The organism is Emticicia sp. 17c (assembly GCF_037153985.1).
Lineage (GTDB): Bacteria > Bacteroidota > Bacteroidia > Cytophagales > Spirosomataceae > Emticicia.
Genome location: NZ_JBBAYI010000011.1, coordinates 15796 through 35051, shown reverse-complemented (window position 1 = coordinate 35051; position 19256 = coordinate 15796). Strand labels below are relative to the sequence as shown.

At 38.3% G+C, this 19256-nt stretch carries 14 protein-coding genes; 5 read left to right on the top strand and 9 right to left on the bottom strand.

Annotated features, from left to right (window positions below):
- The first annotated feature begins 194 nt into the window (after nt 1–194).
- On the top strand, nt 195–674 hold the full coding sequence (locus WAA15_RS19155) for a hypothetical protein (protein WP_337044440.1): 480 nt from the start codon (nt 195–197) through the stop codon (nt 672–674).
- A 27-nt stretch (nt 675–701) separates the two neighbouring features.
- On the opposite strand, the gene chrA is transcribed toward WAA15_RS19155, so the two are convergent.
- Together chrA and WAA15_RS19145 are read right to left on the bottom strand one after the other, a co-directional pair.
- On the bottom strand, nt 702–1883 hold the full coding sequence (chrA, locus tag WAA15_RS19150; RefSeq protein WP_337044439.1) for a chromate efflux transporter: 1182 nt from the start codon (nt 1881–1883) through the stop codon (nt 702–704).
- Nucleotides 1884–1981: 98 nt separating this feature from the next.
- The gene (locus WAA15_RS19145) at nt 1982–2938 is read right to left on the bottom strand and encodes an isopenicillin N synthase family dioxygenase (RefSeq protein WP_337044438.1); all 957 of its coding nucleotides are present in this window, start codon (nt 2936–2938) and stop codon (nt 1982–1984) included.
- Between the two features lie 169 nt (nt 2939–3107).
- Between WAA15_RS19145 and rpe the strand changes: the two genes are divergently transcribed.
- On the top strand, nt 3108–3776 hold the full coding sequence (gene rpe, locus WAA15_RS19140; protein WP_337044437.1) for a ribulose-phosphate 3-epimerase: 669 nt from the start codon (nt 3108–3110) through the stop codon (nt 3774–3776).
- Between the two features lie 15 nt (nt 3777–3791).
- Nucleotides 3792–5534 (top strand): glycosyltransferase family 39 protein, encoded by a 1743-nt coding sequence (locus tag WAA15_RS19135; protein ID WP_337044436.1) that lies wholly within the window; start codon nt 3792–3794, stop codon nt 5532–5534.
- A gap of 36 nt (nt 5535–5570) precedes the next feature.
- On the opposite strand, the gene WAA15_RS19130 is transcribed toward WAA15_RS19135, so the two are convergent.
- Together WAA15_RS19130 and WAA15_RS19125 are read right to left on the bottom strand one after the other, a co-directional pair.
- Complete coding sequence (locus WAA15_RS19130) at nt 5571–7757, bottom strand: S9 family peptidase (RefSeq protein WP_442892814.1); 2187 nt, start codon at nt 7755–7757, stop codon at nt 5571–5573.
- Between the two features lie 213 nt (nt 7758–7970).
- Nucleotides 7971–8846: a DMT family transporter gene (locus WAA15_RS19125; protein ID WP_337044435.1), complete on the bottom strand. Its 876-nt coding sequence runs from the start codon at nt 8844–8846 to the stop codon at nt 7971–7973.
- A 213-nt stretch (nt 8847–9059) separates the two neighbouring features.
- On the opposite strand from WAA15_RS19125, the gene WAA15_RS19120 reads away from it, so the two are divergent.
- Entirely contained in the window at nt 9060–9431 is a 372-nt protein-coding gene (locus tag WAA15_RS19120) for a hypothetical protein (protein WP_337044434.1), read from the top strand.
- A gap of 165 nt (nt 9432–9596) precedes the next feature.
- Here the strand turns inward: WAA15_RS19120 and WAA15_RS19115 are convergent, their stop codons facing one another.
- A complete protein-coding gene (locus WAA15_RS19115) occupies nt 9597–9908 on the bottom strand; it encodes a winged helix-turn-helix transcriptional regulator (protein WP_337044433.1) in 312 nt (103 codons plus the stop codon).
- Nucleotides 9909–10087: 179 nt separating this feature from the next.
- Between WAA15_RS19115 and WAA15_RS19110 the strand changes: the two genes are divergently transcribed.
- Nucleotides 10088–11029, top strand: a complete 942-nt coding sequence (locus WAA15_RS19110; RefSeq protein ID WP_337044432.1) for a ClpXP adapter SpxH family protein — start codon at nt 10088–10090, stop codon at nt 11027–11029.
- A gap of 470 nt (nt 11030–11499) precedes the next feature.
- Here WAA15_RS19110 and WAA15_RS24595 read toward each other — a convergent pair whose 3' ends face one another.
- From WAA15_RS24595 to WAA15_RS19095, 4 genes are all read right to left on the bottom strand, one after another.
- Nucleotides 11500–11709: a transposase gene (locus WAA15_RS24595; protein WP_442892818.1), complete on the bottom strand. Its 210-nt coding sequence runs from the start codon at nt 11707–11709 to the stop codon at nt 11500–11502.
- Nucleotides 11710–11963: 254 nt separating this feature from the next.
- Nucleotides 11964–14630 (bottom strand): hypothetical protein, encoded by a 2667-nt coding sequence (locus WAA15_RS19105; protein ID WP_337044431.1) that lies wholly within the window; start codon nt 14628–14630, stop codon nt 11964–11966.
- 20 nt (nt 14631–14650) lie between these two features.
- On the bottom strand, nt 14651–18079 hold the full coding sequence (locus tag WAA15_RS19100; protein ID WP_337044430.1) for a hypothetical protein: 3429 nt from the start codon (nt 18077–18079) through the stop codon (nt 14651–14653).
- Between the two features lie 56 nt (nt 18080–18135).
- Nucleotides 18136–19254: an endonuclease V gene (locus tag WAA15_RS19095; RefSeq protein WP_337044429.1), complete on the bottom strand. Its 1119-nt coding sequence runs from the start codon at nt 19252–19254 to the stop codon at nt 18136–18138.
- Nucleotides 19255–19256 lie beyond the last annotated feature (2 nt).

The following is a 19256-nucleotide window of genomic DNA, read 5'->3' as shown; positions in this document are numbered from 1 at the left end:
AAGGCAAAAACTTTATACCATTTCTATAAGCCGGTTACCTAAATGGCAGATGTAGATTTTATTCCCCAAAATTTCAAAAAACTTCTACAAAAAACGAATGACATACAAAGAAGCCACAAATGGAACAGGATTTTAACGTTTATATACGACAATCGTTGTTTTAATTACTAATTTATTAACCAGTAAACAGTTTTATGAAGAAGATTTTTTTGCTAGCAGGGCTTATTATTTTTTCGGTTTTGGGGGCTTCGGCACAATATAAGCTAGGTGTAGGTGTACGTCTGAATTATGGCTATGGGCTAAGCGTTAAATATAATATGACGCAAAAAAAATCGGTAGAGGGGATTCTTTACTCACGTTGGCGAGGCATTAATATTACAGGCTTATACCAGATTCATGCTCCTGCTTTCCAGACGGCCGGCTGGCGATGGTATTATGGTATTGGCGGGCACGTGGGTGTCTGGGGCGATGGTGCCAGATACGGAAATCCGTGGTTTGATAATTATAACTCTAATACGGTTATCGGGGCAGATGGGGTTTTAGGATTAGAATATACATTTAAAGAAATACCGCTCAACCTAAGCCTTGACTGGAAACCTGCCATTAACCTAATAGGGTATCAGGGCTTATGGCTCGATGACGTAGCCTTTACCGCTCGTTTTGCCATTAAGTAGGTATCACAGGGGCTTTCACAACCATTTTCAGGCACTGGCCCAGCCCATGAATAAACCACCAAGAATAATCAGGTAAACTGGCACATAACGCGTTTGCAGTAATATAAACGTGAGTATGATTGTCAGAACTGAAACTAAATCCACATACATAGGTTGAAACAAAGAGAATGCCGCTGCGGCTGTAAGGCCGGTACTAGCGGCATTTATGCCTTCCAGCGATGCCCGTATGCCTCTGTATTTTTTTAGCTGATTCCAGAATCTGATTACAAAAAATATCAGAAAAGTACCGGGCAGAAAAATACCGGTTGTTGACACAAAACTTCCGATGAGTTCGCCACCGATTCCCCAGTTACGCATAGATAACGTTCCTACAAAGGAAGCAATCGAGAACACAGGCCCCGGCACTACTTCTACAATAGCCAGGCCTGACAGAAACTCATCGGCCGACAAATAATGCTTAAACTTTACAAATTCATTGTAAAGTAGAGGTTTTAATATATGCCCACCCCCAAATGTTAAACTACCATTCCGATAAAAGTTCTCGAAAAGGCGTATAGGCAATGAATGTGTAATAGCACCTAAAGAAGCCGAAAACAGTAATACGCCTAGCCATAAAAAGAAGTTTCCCCACTGTATTTTAATTGGCTCTTTCTGCATTTTTTCATGTTCATTAAATTTTAATGCAGTAGCCAGCCCCCCCAGCAATATCCAGATAGGTGTAATATATGGTGATGGAAAAAAATACCCTGCAACGGCAGCCAAAATCATTAATAAAACACTAACGTGGGTTTTTATTACTTTCATGCCTATCGAAAAAGCAGCAAAAATAATAAAAGCTACTCCCATAGGTTTTATGAATCGGGTAAGGTTTGCAAGCTGACCTTTTTCAATATAGGTTACACCCAAAGCCGCTAGTGTCATCAATACTGCCCCGGGTAAAACCCATATAAATAGTGTAATATAAGCCAGATTAGCCCCGCCGAGGCGAAAGCCCAATGCCGTGATGGTTTGTGTTGAGGTAGGCCCGGGTAGAATCTGGCAGAGAGCCTGTAATTCGAGCAATTCGGCTTCTGTGAGATAGTTTCTCTTTTTTACAAATCTCTCCAAAAACATAGTTAAATGCACTTGAGGCCCACCGAAACAAGTCAAAGCAAGAATCAGAACATCTTTCAGGAAAATGAGGTATCGAATCTGGCGGGTTTTGCTCATTAAATGTACATGATATGTTTTCGTATAGTAAAGAAAATAAATATAGCACAGAAAAACTACACTTTCTGTGCTACACGCAATTTTTTGGCTATGAACCCTTATTTTTTCAAGCCCAACTCTCTTAATCTTTCGTCGAGGAACTCACCGGCGGTCATACTCTCGTAGCGTCGGGGATTGTTAGCATCTATACAACTCTCCAGACAGGTAAGGTCTGTTTCAGGGCGAGCGTGCATAAAGAAAGGGATAGAAAACCTAGAGGTTTTCATTTTCTCGCGTGGCGGGTTTACTACCCTATGAATGGTAGATTTAAGTTTGTGGTTAGTGAGGCGGTCGAGCATATCACCTACATTGATAATAATCTGTTCGGGCAAGGCTGTAACCGGAATCCATTTTCCATCTAATCTTAAAACTTCCAAGCCTTCGGCCGAAGCCCCCATCAATAAGGTAATCAGGTTAATGTCTCCGTGTGCTGCCGCGCGTACGGCACCTTCAGGTAAGGCATCGGGGTTTTCGATAGGAAAATAATGCAAGGCTCGCAGAATACTATCGCCATTTTTTACTTTTTCTTCAAAATAGTCTTCTGATAAGCCCAGATATAGGGCAATAGCTCTGAGGAGTGTCTTTCCGGTTTGCTCAAACGTCTGATAAACTTCGCTGGTATATTTTTCAAATTCGGGTACTTCTGCCGGAAATATATTCTTAGGCATATCACCTTCCGTAATGGGCTGACCAACATGAAAAAACTCTTTCAGGTCGGGTCTGTTATGACCTTTTGCTGTTTCTTTACCTTTACCAACATAGCCTCTCTGCCCTGCCAGTTCGGGAAATTCATATTTTGTTTTCAGTTCGTCGGGCTGATAAAAAAACTTCTGTACAGCCTCGTATAGTTTCCCTCTCAGTTCTTCTGTAAGTCCATGATTTTTAATAGCAACAAAACCAATATTGTTAAAGGCTTTTCCTATTTCTTGTACAAATTTAGCTTTACGCTCAGGGTCACCTGAGGTAAAATCGGCTAAGTCTAACGACGGTATTTCGTCAAGCAATGCTTGTTCCATGAGATGAAGTATTTTTTGGCAAAAGTACGTATTTTTTAGCGTTCAAATTGAAAAACTTCATTGGTTTCTCTTAAAAACTGTTAATTCTGCCCTGTTATTATATGCGTCAGCTAAATAGAGCTTTCTGGCAAAAGTATTTTTTTCATAAAAAATCACCTACCTTTGTGGCATGAAAAATACGATTATAGCCCCTTCGGTGTTAGCGGCTGACTTCGCTAACTTACAGAGAGACATAGAATTAGTAAATAATTCGGCAGCAGACTGGTTTCATATCGATATTATGGATGGGGTATTTGTACCCAATATTTCTTTTGGTATGCCTGTACTGGAAGCCATTCAACGCCATGCAAAAAAGCCTTTGGACGTACACCTCATGATTGTGCAACCCGAACGTTATGTGGAGACTTTCAAAAAACTTGGGGCAGAAATTATTACAATCCACTATGAGGCTTGCCCACATTTACACAGAAATTTGCAACAAATAAAAGATTTAGGCTGCAAGGCCGGAGTTGCGCTTAATCCGCATACCCCTGTAAATGTACTTGAAGATATTCTACATGATATTGATATGGTACTTATTATGTCGGTAAACCCTGGTTTTGGCGGGCAGAAGTTCATTAACCACACTTACGAAAAGGTGCGAAAACTTCGTGCAATGGCAACCGAAAAAGGTTTAAACACCATTATAGAAATTGATGGCGGCGTTTCTACCAGCAACGCGCAGGCATTGGTTGAAGCAGGCGCTAACGCTTTAGTAGCAGGAAGTTTTGTATTTGGCTCGGCAAACCCGACTCAAACCATTCAGGATTTAAAAAATATCTGTGAGACAAGCCTCTGACTCGCGCTATAACTTATGCCAAGGCTCACCAAAACATTTAGTTATATTATTCTGGCAGGTATATTAATACTTGCCTTTTTGTTACGCTTTCATCATATAGGTGCGCATGGGCTTGCCGGTGACGAAAAATACTCGCTCTTTGTAAGCCAGTTTGTGAGTTATGAAGGTAATAATCAGAAGAATTCTGTCAGGAAACCTGATAACCCTTATTTTACACCAAAAGAGTTCTGGTCAGAAAAAAATATTCATGACTTTTTTGACTCCATTGCCCGTGTTGATACTGGTAATGGTGCTTTGTATACTTATACGTTACACTACTGGACAAAAATTTTCGGTCTTGATGACCAAAACCTCAGAATCTTGTCATTAGTATTTAACTTACTTACTATTGGGCTGATTTTTTTGTTTGTCAGTACTCATTTTCAATCGGTTTCGTTAGCTTTATTATCGGCTTTTCTTGCTGCTGTATCACCATTTTATATCAATTACTCTCAGGTGGCGCGTAACTACGCCATGCTTTTTTTCTTTGCGTTACTGGCTACTCATTTTTTCCTGAAAATTATCAGTAACGAAAAGGCAAACAAAAAATATTTTTCTACTTATGTTTATTATGGGCTTTCAGCTTTGGCCTGCGAGCTTTGCCATATTTCAACATTTCCGCTTTTTCTCATTCATGGCCTCTATGTACTAATTTATGTGCGCCAAATAAGGGTGTGGGTAGGGCTTAGTCTTTCTATGTTGATTCCGGTAGCAGGCGTAATAGCATGGCTAAAATCAGAGGGCGGACAATGGCTATTCGATTACGTACAAAACAGCGTTAAAGTTTATAATTATTTAGCACAAACCGCTCCTGACGATTATCTATCAGTAGCCACAATACCCAATATGCTTAAACAACTCAGGCATGTGGTTTCGTCGGCTTTTATTACCAGCGAAGGGCTTTATTTACATTTGTCAGGGCTGAAAAATACACTTATAGCTCTTGCCAGCCCTCTGCTCGGCTTTGTTTGTTTCAGATGGATACGTTCAGAGAAAATAAAACTTGCAGCAATTATTACACTTGTAATACTTTCGGGTGTGGTCTATTCAACTGCCCGATTACAGTTTCTTGTGCTTTCGCTCAATGTGAGTCTTTTGATTTTACTGGTAGTTTTTCTTTTCAAGAATAAAACATCGGCTACTTCATCGCTATTAATTTTTCATGTGTTATTGGTTGTATTGCCTTTTGTTTTTCTGATACTTTTTTCATGGAAAGATGGTAATACATTCAGAATTATTCCGCGTTATGTCGGGTATTCTTATGCCTTCGGAATTATCCTTGTAGCTTATGTTATCAGGCAAATATGGCTATTAGGCACACAAATAAAATATGTATTGTTAGGTTTGCTGGCTGTACAATTATACCTGATAACCGGAATTATTCAGGACATCTGGCAAGATAATCCGCCCAGATACTTTATGAGTTTTGCAGCCCCTCGTGTAGCCAATCCTTATACGCTCGCAGCTTCCAGAATCCAACAGTTATATACCAAAGGTGATACTGTTATTTATTGCGCGCACAAGGATGCCATGCCGGGCGGGCAAGATACACCAGCTTTTTCGGTAGTAGATGCCCAGCTTACTAATTTCTATTTACCACGAGATTCTGAGATTATACAGCGGGTTAATCCCAAAGAGCCTGATAAAATCATATTAAAAAAGGCCGACGGTAGCGAAAAACTGATTTTTGATTTCAAAGGAATTACATACCGATATTAAAAACTCCCTCGACGAAATGTCGAGGGAGTTTTTAATTTATTTTGCTCCCGGCGGGCAATACTGTTTCAGGTAATTCGTAAAGAGCGTATTAAGGTGTGTTCGGGTTCCTGCACCTTCATAAATACCATGTGAACGATTTGGATAGGCCATAAACTGAAACTGGCGATTATGTTTAATCAATTCGTTCAGTAATAATTCTGCATTCTGGTAATGAACGTTATCATCACCTGTTCCATGAATATAAAGCAGATTCCCTTTCAGGTTTTTAGCGTAAGTAATAGGCGAGCCGTTAACAAAATCTTCTTTGTTCTCTTGCGGCAAGCCCATGTAACGTTCCTGATAAATATTATCATAGCTGAGTTGATTTCCCACGGCAGCTACGGCAATACCTGTTTTGTATATTTCGGGGTACTGAAACATCAGGTTCAGGGTGCAAGACCCTCCCCCACTCCAACCATGCACAGCCACGCGCTCAGCATCTACAAAAGGCCACTCCAGAATTTTTTTAGCTGCCAATGCTTGGTCACGTGTATTAATAATTCCTATTTTTCTGTAAATAGACTTCCTCCATTGACGACCTTTAGGAGCAGGCGTTCCGCGGTTATCGAGCGATAAATAAATATACCCATCTTCAGCCATGTTTCCGCGGTAAAGGCTGTTATATCCTACTCCAAAGCGGTCTACAACCGTTTGGGCAGCTGGTTCGCTATATACATTAAAAACAATCGGATACTTTTTCGATGGGTCAAAGTTTTTAGGCTTTACCATCCACCCATCCATTTCAATACCTTCTTCAGTAGTTATTTTAAAGAATTCTATGGTTGATTTTTTCTTCTTTTCAGCATCAATTCTTTTTAAAATATCATCTTTAGGGTCTAAAACCTGATGCTCTGGTAATGAAACCCATTCAGTAGCGGGAGGCGTATAATAGTTTGAAAAACTATGAAAAGCGTACTTACCCGTAGGTGAAATCTGGTATTCGTGTGTGCCTTCCTCAATTGCTGGAGACACTTTTTGTGCCTCTTCTGAGCCGTCAAGTTTGATACGGTACAAATATTTTTGAGTGGCATTGGTTGGTGAGGCCGTAAAATAGATATAACCTGTTGCTTCGTCTATCTGTTCGGGAGTAATAACATCATAATTCCCTTTGGTAATAAGTGTTTCTTTCTTGCCATCTCTTGAAATCCGATATAAATGCCGCCAGCCATCTTTTTCGCTTACCCATAAAAATTCTTTTCCACCGTTGAGCCACTCCCAACCAGCCGGATTATCGTCTGTCCATCGTGAGCGAATATCAATCCATGCCTCGTCCGATTCTTCATAAATACCCGTAACCGCGCCTGTTTTAGCATTGGCATACATAATTTTGCTCTGATTTTGCTTACGGTTCAACTGCTGTAAGATAAGTTCATTAGCATTGCCCGCCCACTCCATACGTGGAATATAGTGCTGACGGTTATCGCCGGGTACTTTCATCCAGATAGTCTTTGCCGTAGCAATATCTACTACGCCTATTCTGCAAGCAGAAGGAGCTTCTCCTACCTTAGGGTACTCAACAGGTACAACAAACGAATAGGTAGAATCGGTATTGTTAATCATATAAAAATCGCGGATAGTGTTCGCGTCAATCTGCCAATAAGCAATTGTTTTGCTATCGGGGCTCCACCTGAATCCATCTCTGCAACCAAATTCCTCTTCATATACCCAGTCGAATGTACCGTTAATTAGTTTTTTAGTCCCATTTGTTGAGGTCAGAACTTTAATTTTTCCTGTGGCTAGGTCTTCTACATAAATATTATTTTTACTTACATAGGCAGCTTTTTTACCGTCGGGAGAAACTTTGGCAAACATGAGCGTTGCTTCTGGCAGAGATGCTCCCAGCTTTTTTAGCTCTTTGGTAGTCAGGTCTAACACCCAGTAATCGCCTCTGGTTTCGTAACGCCATACACGTTTGGCATTTGTAAAGATTAGTAGTTTTTTCTGGTCGTCAGTAAAGCTAAAATCTTTAACATACAAAGGCTTAGTAGCTCCTTTAGGTGTGAGGAGTTCTTTACTTACGATGGCATGCGCTTGCTGTGTGGTAAGGTCAAATCTGATAATTTGCTGTTGTTCGGCCGAATAATAGCCCGTACCATCTTTAGTCCATTTGGATGATTGCCCTGGCTGGGCTGTGGCTTCCAGAATAATCATAGAAGCACAGAAATACAAGAGTTTTCTGAACATAGTTTGGAGAATGAAAGTTGCGATAACTGTAATGAGGGGCATCAACACAGGCATTAATTGCCGGCTATTGCTTGCTAGTCACAATTATTACAAAGTATCAAAAATTTAGTTTAGGATAAACAATATGCTAAGGTATAAATTAATGACTCTCCAGCAACTCACCCATAATGGGTGAAATTATTATTGAAAATCAAATATCCTTCGCTTTTACTTTTACTTCCGATTCGTGAGTAATATCCCCAAAAGTACTAAACTTCCACCGATAATAGTAGGAATAGTTAGTTTTTCGCCCAAAAAACTAACAGCTATTAGCACGGCAAAAACAGGCGTAAGATTACCAATAATAGCAGATTTAGTAACACCTATTAGCCGGACGGCCTCATAATACCAGATGAATCCTAAGGCGGTAGCAGCTGCCCCCATATAAATAACAGCCAGATATGCCTGCCATGGAGCAACAGCCATACGCTCAAAAATATTACTTTGCAGAGCAGGAAAAAACAATAAAATACATCCGACTAAGGCAGAAAAAGCACTTAGTGTGAGGGCGGGCATTGCTTTTAAAGCCAGTTTACCAACCAATGTATAGGCTGTCCATGAAATAACTGCCCCAAGTATAAACCATTCGCCGATACCCCAAGTACCTTGCGCCAGTAAATTATGGAAATCTCCCCTTACAATTACAAGCATAGCACCAGCAATAGAAACCAGAATACCAAGCCATTTTAAGACAGTAACCTTCTCACCAAAAAACATGGCACTCCCTAAGGTAATAGTAATAGGCGAAAAAGCCACAATCAATGAAGCTCTTACGGTTGGCATATATTGGATGCCAATAAAAAATGATAAATTATATAGTACTACCCCTAGTACTCCTGACACTATTGCCCATTTCCATTGATTAACGGTGAGTTTGGGTAGTTTTTTTTCATTATTATATAGCATAATCATCAGGATTGTTGCCCCGACGCTGAACCGCAGAAATGCAGTAGAATAAGGCCCGAATGACTGTACAGCTATTTTACCTGCTGCAAAGTTAGACCCCCAGAAAAATACAGTTATAATTAGTTTCAGATATGTAAGACGCATACGCTATTAAACTCAAAAAATACTCCGAACCAACACCCTTATTAATTAAGATACATACAGACTCCCCAAATGGTTCGTATTGGCAAAATTTTCTACACTTAAAGCCCTGCTTGTGTATTTATTATCACATTTTTGAATAAAAAAAGTCTGTTTGCAAGGCACCCGTACAAGGAATAATAATTGCAATGTTTACCTATATAAAACATTACAGACATGATTCCGAAAAAAGAATACTCCGACAAAAGCACTGAAATGACCACTTTGGTGACAATTTTAGAAAAGCTAAGAAAAAAAGGTATTGATAAAGAATTCCGTTGGACTGAAAAAGGTTTTTCAATTGTTGACTCTGAGAAGTTTTATGAACCCGAACAACTGAAAATAATCAAAACCTATCGTTTCGAGGGCGAATCGAGTCCGTCAGAATCATCAATTCTTTATATCATTGAATCAAATGATGGGCATATTGGCTACACACTTGATGCCTATGGTGCTTATAGCACCCATGAAAGTGAAGAAGGATACGATGATTTTGTGAAAGAAATTCCGGTAGTTGAAAAAGATGAAAGGCTGATATTTGAGCCATAGAAGTAAATTACAATCTATTTAAACAACTCACAGAAGATACATAGTTGCCAGAAAAGCTTCCGGTACTATTTAAAGGAGGCTTTTTTGCACCAATAAAAAGTAGGACTGACGAAGAAATTTAGTAGACCTCCTATAACAAAATAGAATCCAGAATCTGAATATAGTTTACATCAAGCCTTCTAGCTGTCTGAAAACGGCTATATATGAATTTCCTTTAGCCGAGAGCGTATATTCTATATGTAATGGCTTTAGCTGAATCACTTTTTTATCCAGTATCCCCTGTTCTTCCATTTCTTTCAAAGCAACTGCGATTGATTGCTTGTTAGACCCATCTATTTGCCGAAGCAATGTATTAAATCTTAACGGACCTTGAAATGCCAGACGAAAAATCTGGGGTTTCCATTTACCAGTTAGTGCTTTTAATAAGGCTTCAGCAGGGCAGGTAATCTCACTTTCAGGAATATTTCTGGTGGTCATGTTTTTCTGACTAATTGACTGGTGATTTAATTGTTTTCAATTTTGTACCAACTTACAAATTTGTAACAATTAATATTAAAAAAAGATGCTCAAAACCTAATCAATTAATGAAATACTTATATTCTTTTATACTAATCGTGCTTGGTATTATTACTTGCCTGGCCCAAAATAATAATAAAATGACTAACAAAGATAACCCCCTACTGTGCGACCCCGAAAGTGGCGTATGTGAAATTCCGAACGTTGACACAACAGAAAAAAGCAAAATCAATATTGCAACGCAAAAAAAGCCCGTAAAGATAATATATTTTACTGACCCGATCTGCTCAACATGCTGGGGCATTGAGCCGCAGTTGAGAAAACTAAAACTTGAATATGGCAGTGAAGTAGAAGTAGAATATAGAATGGGGGGCTTATTACCCGACTGGAGCTATAATAGTGGTGGTATAAGCAAACCTTCTGATGTAGCCCATCATTGGGATGAAGTAAGCCATTATTACAATATGCCTATTAATGGCGATGTGTGGCTTGAAGACCCTTTACACTCTTCGTATCCGCCTTCTATTGCCTTCAAGGCAGCTCAGATTCAGGATGAAACAAAAGCGATAGCTTTTTTGCGTAAATTAAGAGAAATGGTTTTTCTTGAAAAAAAGAATATTACAAAATGGGAAAATATCAGTAATGCTGCCAAAACTGTCGGACTGGATATAGAAAAGCTAAAAACAGATTTTGAGTCAGACGCAATCGCACTTTTTAAAACTGACCTTGAATTAGCCAGAGAAATGGGAGTAAGAGGTTTCCCAACAATGTTTATGAAAGGTACACAACAAAAATCAGAAACAGTTTATGGTTTTAAACCCTATGCAGTTTTTGAGAAAGCTATCACAGATGTATATCCAGAAGTGGAAAAACGTAATTATTATAAAGACCTCCTTAAAATTTTTCAGAAATATCCTACGCTTACACTCAGAGAAGCGGCAGAAATTTCAGAACAAACTTTGGAAACAACCCAGACACAGCTAGAGAACCTGACGGCAGAACAAAAATTATCCATCTATAAAACAAAGAATGGTAATATATGGCATTTAAAAGAACGTGAGTTCGAGTTAAGCACTCATTAAATTTAATTGATTAGAGTGGATGGTTTGAATATTCAACGATGTTTTTTTTAGGAGACTGTAAATTAAACTGTGTCAAGGTAAAGATTTAACAAAAATGTTAATTTTACTTTAAACACATTTTAATTTACAGTCTCTCTACACAAATCTGATAGCCTCAAAATCGCTAAACTTGCTACTAAAAGTTGTACAAAAAAGACTGTATTTTCTAAAAAACAAAGAATCCAACCTTTTATAGACTGGATTGTTAATGTATCTGCTCTCTTTAAACCAATTATCAAGGATGGCCTAAGTAAACTATATTTTCGCCTCCTATTTGTATAGTTTAATATTTTTTGAATATGTTATGAAAATCATGAATATTAGCTATCATTACCATCCCAGCAATCAAAAAGCCATTGATATCAATTAGTATATGTCATTTAATCCCTATGATTTTCTTATTACCGTCAATTACATTTAACGAACGATTATTACCATCTTACACTTTGGCTATCCATCATTCCTATGGTAGGCTCTTTACTCTGACCTTTTTTAATGCGAATTTTATCCTTGAGTTTATTTAATAATAAGTCAAATTCCGCCAAATTAACCCATTTTCTTAAGCAGTAGTAAACGATTTGCCATTTAGGAACAGCCTTGGTTAGCATCCGTAACTGACATTCAGTTTTTACTACATACAAAATAGCATTCCAAATAGTAAGCAAACTATGTTTTCACTTTCTATTCGTATAGCTTAGTGTTTTTTGATAAATTGCCACCCCCTTGGCGATCCGATGAGAGTCTTATAAGTCACTTACATCTTTCTTTTAGGTTTGGTCGCTTCAAAGAAAGGGCTTTCTGGTGAGTATTGGACGCTCTTGTTATTTTTTATTAGACATTTTTACACAGGCTCTTAAAATAGCATTACATTTTTAGGATTACCCAAATTTATATTCTAAAAATTAACCTCATCAATTGATTTCCAGTCGGTAAATGTGCCATTTTTAAATTTCGCCCTGATTCTATATCTATACGAATTTCCAACAGTAAGGTTTTTATCTTTGATGCTAAGATAATCTGGCGAAAGTATTTTCCAAGAACTTACCTTTATTTTGTCATCAACATTAGCAGGCACAAAATCTCCTTTAAATTCCCCCCTGTAAATTTCATATTCCAATACATCTGTCGGATTAGCAATTGTCCATTTCAGCTCTATCCAATCAGGGTCTTTTCTGTTGGTTTGTGTAAATGTGGTGAGGTTCTTTAAGGCAATATTTTTCATAATAATAGGTACTTCTACAACTAAAGGTCTTTCTGAGATAAACTCCGTACTTGTCAGATACTTATCTTTTATTCTTACTACATAAACATAAGTGGCTCCCAACTGAATAGTTTTGTCAGAATACTTCAGAAATAAATTGTCTCCTTCAATATTTAAAAAACTAGAAGGAAGAAAAGTAGCAATTGGAGTTGCTCCCGTTAAATTAAAGTTTTTTGTATTAAATCTAAATAATTCGTATTTATCAATATCGGGATCCGCAGAAACAGACCATTTAATAGTTGCAATGGCAATTCCACTACTATCTCTAAAGATTGTTTTATTAAGGGGGTCAATAATCGTATTGAAAACAGGTAATACCGGCGGAACAAGGTTAGGCCTTATTACTTCTATGGAATCTGACAATTTCGATTGGTTAAAACGTTTGTCGACCGTCATTATCTGATAATAAATCTTCTTATTTAAAGAAGTTGCGCTTAATTCATTCTCTAAAAAAACCTCATTATTAATGGCAACAGGATTATAGAGTTGGGTATCGCTCTCGTCAGTAAATTCTTTTGTTATATTCATGGCAGTTTCTGTAGCAATGTTTTTCCTAAAAATACGATACCCCGAGAAATCTGCTTCTGAATTTTTTGTCCATTTCAATTTAACTTTCACTTTCCCATTTTCAATTTTAGGATAGCCAGAGACTATACTAATAGTCGGAAGAGCCGGAGGCGTATCATCGACTAATTGTATCATTATCGGTGATGAATAATTAGGCTGTCTTGCACCGCTATAAGTTGCTTTCAAACGATAGTAAAATACATTTGTTTGAGTTGAAGGGATTAAAAAATCATGAGTTAATGCTGACACGGGAACATTTGCGGAGGAGTCAGGGGCGGCAATTTTTTGAAAAGAATCCGGTTGGCCTGTTGTACTTACCTGTAACTCAATGCTTTGTACAATTGCTCCTTTGAACGTATTTGGTATAGAATCAATACCCGTAAAGAAATCAATATTCAAATCTACCCGATAATTAGGAGTACCCTGATTTAAAGCATAAGTTTTAATTCTTGGATAAATCTCCATAGCGTCTAAAGCTCTGCCATAGGATTCATTAGAAAAACTACTTGATTCGTCGAAGATATTATATCCTATAACTTTATAATAATAAGTTTTAAAAATATCCTTTGAAAGACCTGCTTTAGTTGTTATAGTGTCCCCTCCTGATATCATAGTTTTTGATAATGAATTAACAATTGTATAATCTGTATAATATATTGTATTTGAAGAAGTAGTATCATTTAAATTATACACAGGAGATGGATTGATCTTTTGCCATGTCCCTTCTAAGTCAGTTTTTCTATGTATATCGAACCTCTTTAAAGGGGTAGTACTAGGAAGACTCCACTTAATTACATTTGATCCGTCTGCCTTGAAATCTCCTTCTATAGTAATACCGGGTAAAGCCTCAGGAGGGGTAATAAATGATACAGGGACTGATACTGCTAAAATCTGAGAATCAATACCAGAAGGTGTTGATGTTGTTGTGTTGTTAATTTCTATAATCGGGTCAACAATATACTCTTTCCCACTTACCGGATCAGATTCAAAACCTTCATCAAGAATTATTTCTTCGCAATTGTCAGTTCTATTTGCATTGGCCGGAATTACATTTGTAATGGTTATGAAATTACATATAGTTGTCTGAATTACTGTAGGTGCAGTATTAATAACAGTTGAAGCATATAATGAATATCTGTATTTTTCAGTAGATATAGCCGTATTGTCTTCATAGCCCAATCCACCTAATTTAGCCGCTTCAAAGCTCATTTCTGAGGCTATAATTGCTGAAAAATGCCTTTCAATAGGATCATCAGTTGTCTGATTTCCAGTGTAGGACGACGATTGTACAGTTGTAGATGTACTATCGGTCAATGCAGTTACCTTTGTGATATTATTCTGAAATGCACTAACCTCACCATAAATTGCCCCAAACATAGTTACATGGTTGGGATAATTATACGTTGTATCTCCATTAGTAACCGTATAAGTAAAATAAGGTTTCCAGGGAGTTGTCAAGCTATCTGCTCCTTTCGCCAATGGCATTATTGCAGCACCACCATTAAGCCATACAGTGGCTAAAACATTGTTACTATTATCCAGCTTTTCACGCTTTATATAATACCCCTTTGTATTTCCGGTTAACCAGATCTGTGGATTATTCGTAGCCCACCTTAGTTTAATTGAACCGTTAGACTGGCTTGGATATGCCATAATGCTTGTCTGAATTTGGGCGAATAAATTACCCACACATAAACAAGTGCTAATTAATACCATTAAAAATTTTGATTTCATTGCTGATTGTATTTTTAAAATCAAAGTCTGCATTGATTGTTGCCTATTTTCACATCCATATTAAAATTACCTCTCACTGCTCCCCCTAACACCGAATATCTACCGGCAACACTTCCCTGAAACCAGGCAGGATTAGGGAATCCACCTTCAAGAATGACCCCGGCACCACCTTTTATAAGATGAAACTTTTTCTTTATGCCAAATACTTTTACAATTATGCCCAGCTCTCCCTGCATATATGCATACATTCTGCCATAAGCATACCAACCGTTTCCGCCGTTAGCTACATTACAAATACCTTGTTTTTTCATCATCAGGTCAAAGCCTACTCCAGCATCGAAACTTGCATAGAAAATCAATGCCTGAATATCTCCGGTTGATATACTTAAGTCTGCGCCAAATGCTATTCCTTCTCCGCTAGTTAAAGCCGGATCTGATGGATTCACTCTATTTGGTCCATTGTTTAATTGGCCCTTCTGTTCTCCTGATAACATTGATACCAATTGTGGTGGTAATGGAGGAAGAGCCGGAATCTGATGCCCTACCATGAAATAAGCTCCAACCTTCGCAACTATTGGCCCCGCCTTGAGTGCCAGACCAATTTTATCGGTCGGACTACCAATATGAATATACCAATTGTCTTTCTCGAAGTGCATCACCATCCAGCCAGCTTTGCCATTTGGCCCGATACCTCTTAATGTACCATTCGCTATATCAGCATATACGTTGGCCGTACCATGGAATATGGTGCTTCCGTTATCTTTATCTAAATCTAATTTAAATCCGAAGTCAAAACTTATTCTGTTAGGTTTTGCTTTAGGCTTATTGTCACTAAAAGTTTTCGTGGCTTTAGCTATCAGATCACTATCTGTTATCTTTTTACCTATGTCACTATTTGTGACTATTAGATCAGCTTCTTTGACAACCTTGTTTAAAGCATCTGCTAGTCCTCCTCCAACTTTTGGTAAATTCTTAGGATTAGCAGGAGCAAACTCTCCATTTCCATAGATGCCTACACTCCTTAACCCCCAATGCTCGTTCAAAATTATCTCAATACCTGCTACACCATTAAATGTCTTACCTGTTGCGTCAGCAATACCCACTGCAGCTCTAAAGCCTAAAGAAATCCTATCCTCGGGCTCATAATGAATTCCGATTGCACCGTTACTTCCAGTTCCGTTCGGAATACTACAGGCGGCACAGACAAAGCCTCCACTATTCTTTGTTGTTCCATCCTGTTTCTGAATCATTCTACGAAATACTCCCCCTTGAATACTGGTCAGTTTTGCAGCACCCATGTTAATGTTAAGGCCATCTACACCACCATCAATATACCAATAACTTTTTCCGCTTGCGTCTTTCGTAAATCTCCCTGCAGCACAAATCGTCATTTCCGGCTTCTTAATGCCTAAAACCATCTGCCCTTCAAAACCTTTCGGACCATTTGGCCCATCATTATACATTTTAAAGCCAGCCTGCAGCGTAAATACACTAAAATTGGTCTTTATACACATATCCGTCAGTTTCATACAATCAAACTGTACGTATGATTCCTCTTCGCCTTCATCTTCGTCAAAGTGCCCTACGATATTAAATGAGGCGCTTCCGCCAAAAGTCGTATCCAGACTCACACTACTGCCGATAGAAATAACCGCATAGCTCCTGTTAGGTGTTGCTGTCAGATTTCCACAAACGACCTGCCCCGTGGGAATTGTATTCTGAGGATAAAGCGCAACAGATATTTGGTCTATTGAAATAGGGAAATTAGCAGAACTGGAGGTCTTTTCATATCCGAAATAAGCTACCGAAACCTTTGGCACTTTATCCTGTAATACCAAGTCCCTGAATACAATACCGTCTAATTTATTATCCGCTGCAGCTGTATTATCGCTGGCGTTGCTTATTTTGGTACTTATACTAAGGCTACCTGTCAGCTTGGCATAGGGTACAATTTTACCTCCTTCTACAGACATTCTTACCACAGAGCCCGGAGCAATTTTGGCCTTCGCAAACCCAAACAGTTTAAAGTCTATAGTTGAGGCAGTACTCAAAGAAAACTCAATGTCTCCTCCTTTATAAATAATTGCAGCATACTGAAATTTATCTGGTGCAGGCGCTTCAGTGGGGCCATTGGTGTTTAAATCACCCGATGGATTAACCTTTGCATTCTGTACCGGTAATACGATGTCTCCGCCTAAGCCGCCACCGTTGAATCTGTTCAGTACTACATCAAGATAGAAAGTGTTGATAGACATCTTCCATTTACCCGCACGTCCATCATCCAGAGTAGAGGGTTTTGTGGCATCCTCTATTTTTACTTCGGCCAGAGCACTGATACCATTTTTATCTAAAATCAGGTTGTTGGCAGCAGCTGAAATCTGTTTGCTACCTTTCTTGACAAATTCTTTGGGGAACAATACTTCGAATTTTCTGACATGGATTCCTTTCCATGTTTCTATTTTTTCTTCACCGACAGCTTGCCAATAGTCTTGTCCACCTACTTTAGGATATACGCCTCCGCTTACTGCTCTTATATCGCTGAAATCAAAAGTTGCCTGGCTAACCGCATAGCCCCATTTTTCATTGCCTTTTAAACAGAAGGTTGGTACGTTTACTGTTACAAAAATATCATCCAGACTGCTGGCTATGGTTTGTATCGCAACTTCTACGTTACCTGTTGATTTAGCTACCCGATTAGCGGCATCATAAGGTAACACCTGATTACGAGAGAATTTCATGACCCCGTTGATAGACACATACTCGAAGCCCTTACAGCCTACTTTTATGTAAGTCAGACTTTTAGAGGCGCCCGTTTTTTCATCATAACCGCCTTTGAATGTAAATGAATGATCGCCGAATGGAAGCGTTACATCGCCCAATAATGCCAACTCTGCACCGTCTATCAGACCACCACTACCGATTTTAACATTCTGTGCACCAAAGAAAATATCCCGTTCGCCATTAGGCGCATTTTTATCTTTGAAGTGCATCCGACAGTAAATGGTAACCTCGGCGTAGTTAGGGTATATATTAAGCGAGGCTATGGCTACTTCTACTGATGTGTTACCAATGGTTTCTTTAATACCTATAGGCAATACCGTATTGAGCACACTTAGCTCACTCATGTATTTTACCTTCTCAAAGGTAGTCATGGCCCGCTCTCTGGCTTCGTTGGTTTCATCAGCCACAAGCGGCTGCATGATTACCTCGGGTTTTACGTAAGCAAAGTCAAGATTAAGGCCGGATAAGGCTTTATTCATGGCTTTTTGCATACGCAGTGCTTCGGCCTGGGAGGCTGAACTTACGTTTTTAGCTTCATTAGGTTGATTGTCTTTGGGTTTAGAATCATCGTTGTTCCCTGCATAAGAATTACTGAAGAATGCTACAACAAGCCCTATCCAAAGGATACTTTGCCTAATGCTATGATATATATTTAATTGTTTACTCATGGTCGAGTTTCTTATTATTTTGTATTAGTGTTTAGCTTATTTTTATTATTAATCGCCTAAACTCCATTTTCCTGCTCTTTCATTTTCGCTAAATAAAATTCTAATGGCGTATCCCAATCTGTACGCTCTTTCATGATTTTGCTAGTCATGGCATAAGCAGCCTTTGTTGTTTCTGGCAGTCGGTCAGTTGGTGTAAGACGTAAAATCCATTCGCAAGCTGTTTCGATACTTATTTTATGCCCTATTGAAACAAAAAGCGGCTCCTTATCATCTTGTGTCCGCAGAACTTTACCAACTTCCTTATTATCAAATTGCAGAGGTGAATTGCTTGATCTTGTACGTTCGGGTTCATCATGATAGCCTATCAATCGTTTTCGTGCGCAGGCTATCGTGGGGATATTTAACTCAATACCCAATTGAGTGGCCATGCCAACACCTTTGGGATGTGCAATACCATAGCCATCACAAATAATTAAATCAGGATTAATTGTTAGCTTTTTAAATGCAGCTATTACAGGTGGGGTCTCTCTAAAAGGGAGTAAACCTGGCACATAAGGATAGTTTACATTCTCTTCGTAAATAACTTCTTCTAATACCTGAAATGTCTGCGCATTTAAAATTACAATACTTATCACTAATTTTTCTTCAAACTCATTATAAGCTACATCTACACCAGCTATATGCCTTATTTCATCAGGTAGCTCATCCTCAACTAATACCCTTTCCCTTAATTTGTTTTGCTGATTATAGAAAGGTAAAAAATCAAACATCTTTGGATCACTAAAATCTTCTCTATAATTCAACCATTCCCCTTTACTTATTTTATTTTCTTCATCATCAATATGTCCATAACTCTTTATCTGTCCTTTAGAATCAATAGTAAATCGTTCTATGACTACACTAAAATCCCAAAATAAGAATTTCGATAAGTACAAGTCATTTGATTTATCCTGAGAAAAATAGAACTGATAACCAACTTGTGAACTCCCCTCGTACCAAAAGCTCATTTCAATAGGCTTTTTATTAAAGTAATTTCTAGAAAAAATTAAAAACCCGTTTTCATAATAGTCTAAATTTGAATCGTAATAGCTAATACCATGAAAGGGCTCATCGCCTAATAAAGTTTGATAAGTTGTTTTATCGTAAAATAAATCTTCTTGTTTGAATATTTTCATAC

What these genes read in the sequence shown, in the direction of transcription:
- WAA15_RS19155 (WP_337044440.1), top strand. Translation starts at nt 195, where the DNA reads ATGAAGAAGATTTTTTTGCTAGCAGGGCTTATTATTTTTTCGGTTTTG.
- chrA (WP_337044439.1), bottom strand. Translation starts at nt 1,883, where the DNA reads ATGAGCAAAACCCGCCAGATTCGATACCTCATTTTCCTGAAAGATGTT.
- WAA15_RS19145 (WP_337044438.1), bottom strand. Translation starts at nt 2,938, where the DNA reads ATGGAACAAGCATTGCTTGACGAAATACCGTCGTTAGACTTAGCCGAT.
- rpe (WP_337044437.1), top strand. Translation starts at nt 3,108, where the DNA reads ATGAAAAATACGATTATAGCCCCTTCGGTGTTAGCGGCTGACTTCGCT.
- WAA15_RS19135 (WP_337044436.1), top strand. Translation starts at nt 3,792, where the DNA reads ATGCCAAGGCTCACCAAAACATTTAGTTATATTATTCTGGCAGGTATA.
- WAA15_RS19130 (WP_442892814.1), bottom strand. Translation starts at nt 7,757, where the DNA reads ATGTTCAGAAAACTCTTGTATTTCTGTGCTTCTATGATTATTCTGGAA.
- WAA15_RS19125 (WP_337044435.1), bottom strand. Translation starts at nt 8,846, where the DNA reads ATGCGTCTTACATATCTGAAACTAATTATAACTGTATTTTTCTGGGGG.
- WAA15_RS19120 (WP_337044434.1), top strand. Translation starts at nt 9,060, where the DNA reads ATGATTCCGAAAAAAGAATACTCCGACAAAAGCACTGAAATGACCACT.
- WAA15_RS19115 (WP_337044433.1), bottom strand. Translation starts at nt 9,908, where the DNA reads ATGACCACCAGAAATATTCCTGAAAGTGAGATTACCTGCCCTGCTGAA.
- WAA15_RS19110 (WP_337044432.1), top strand. Translation starts at nt 10,088, where the DNA reads ATGACTAACAAAGATAACCCCCTACTGTGCGACCCCGAAAGTGGCGTA.
- WAA15_RS19105 (WP_337044431.1), bottom strand. Translation starts at nt 14,630, where the DNA reads ATGAAATCAAAATTTTTAATGGTATTAATTAGCACTTGTTTATGTGTG.
- WAA15_RS19100 (WP_337044430.1), bottom strand. Translation starts at nt 18,079, where the DNA reads ATGAGTAAACAATTAAATATATATCATAGCATTAGGCAAAGTATCCTT.
- WAA15_RS19095 (WP_337044429.1), bottom strand. Translation starts at nt 19,254, where the DNA reads ATGAAAATATTCAAACAAGAAGATTTATTTTACGATAAAACAACTTAT.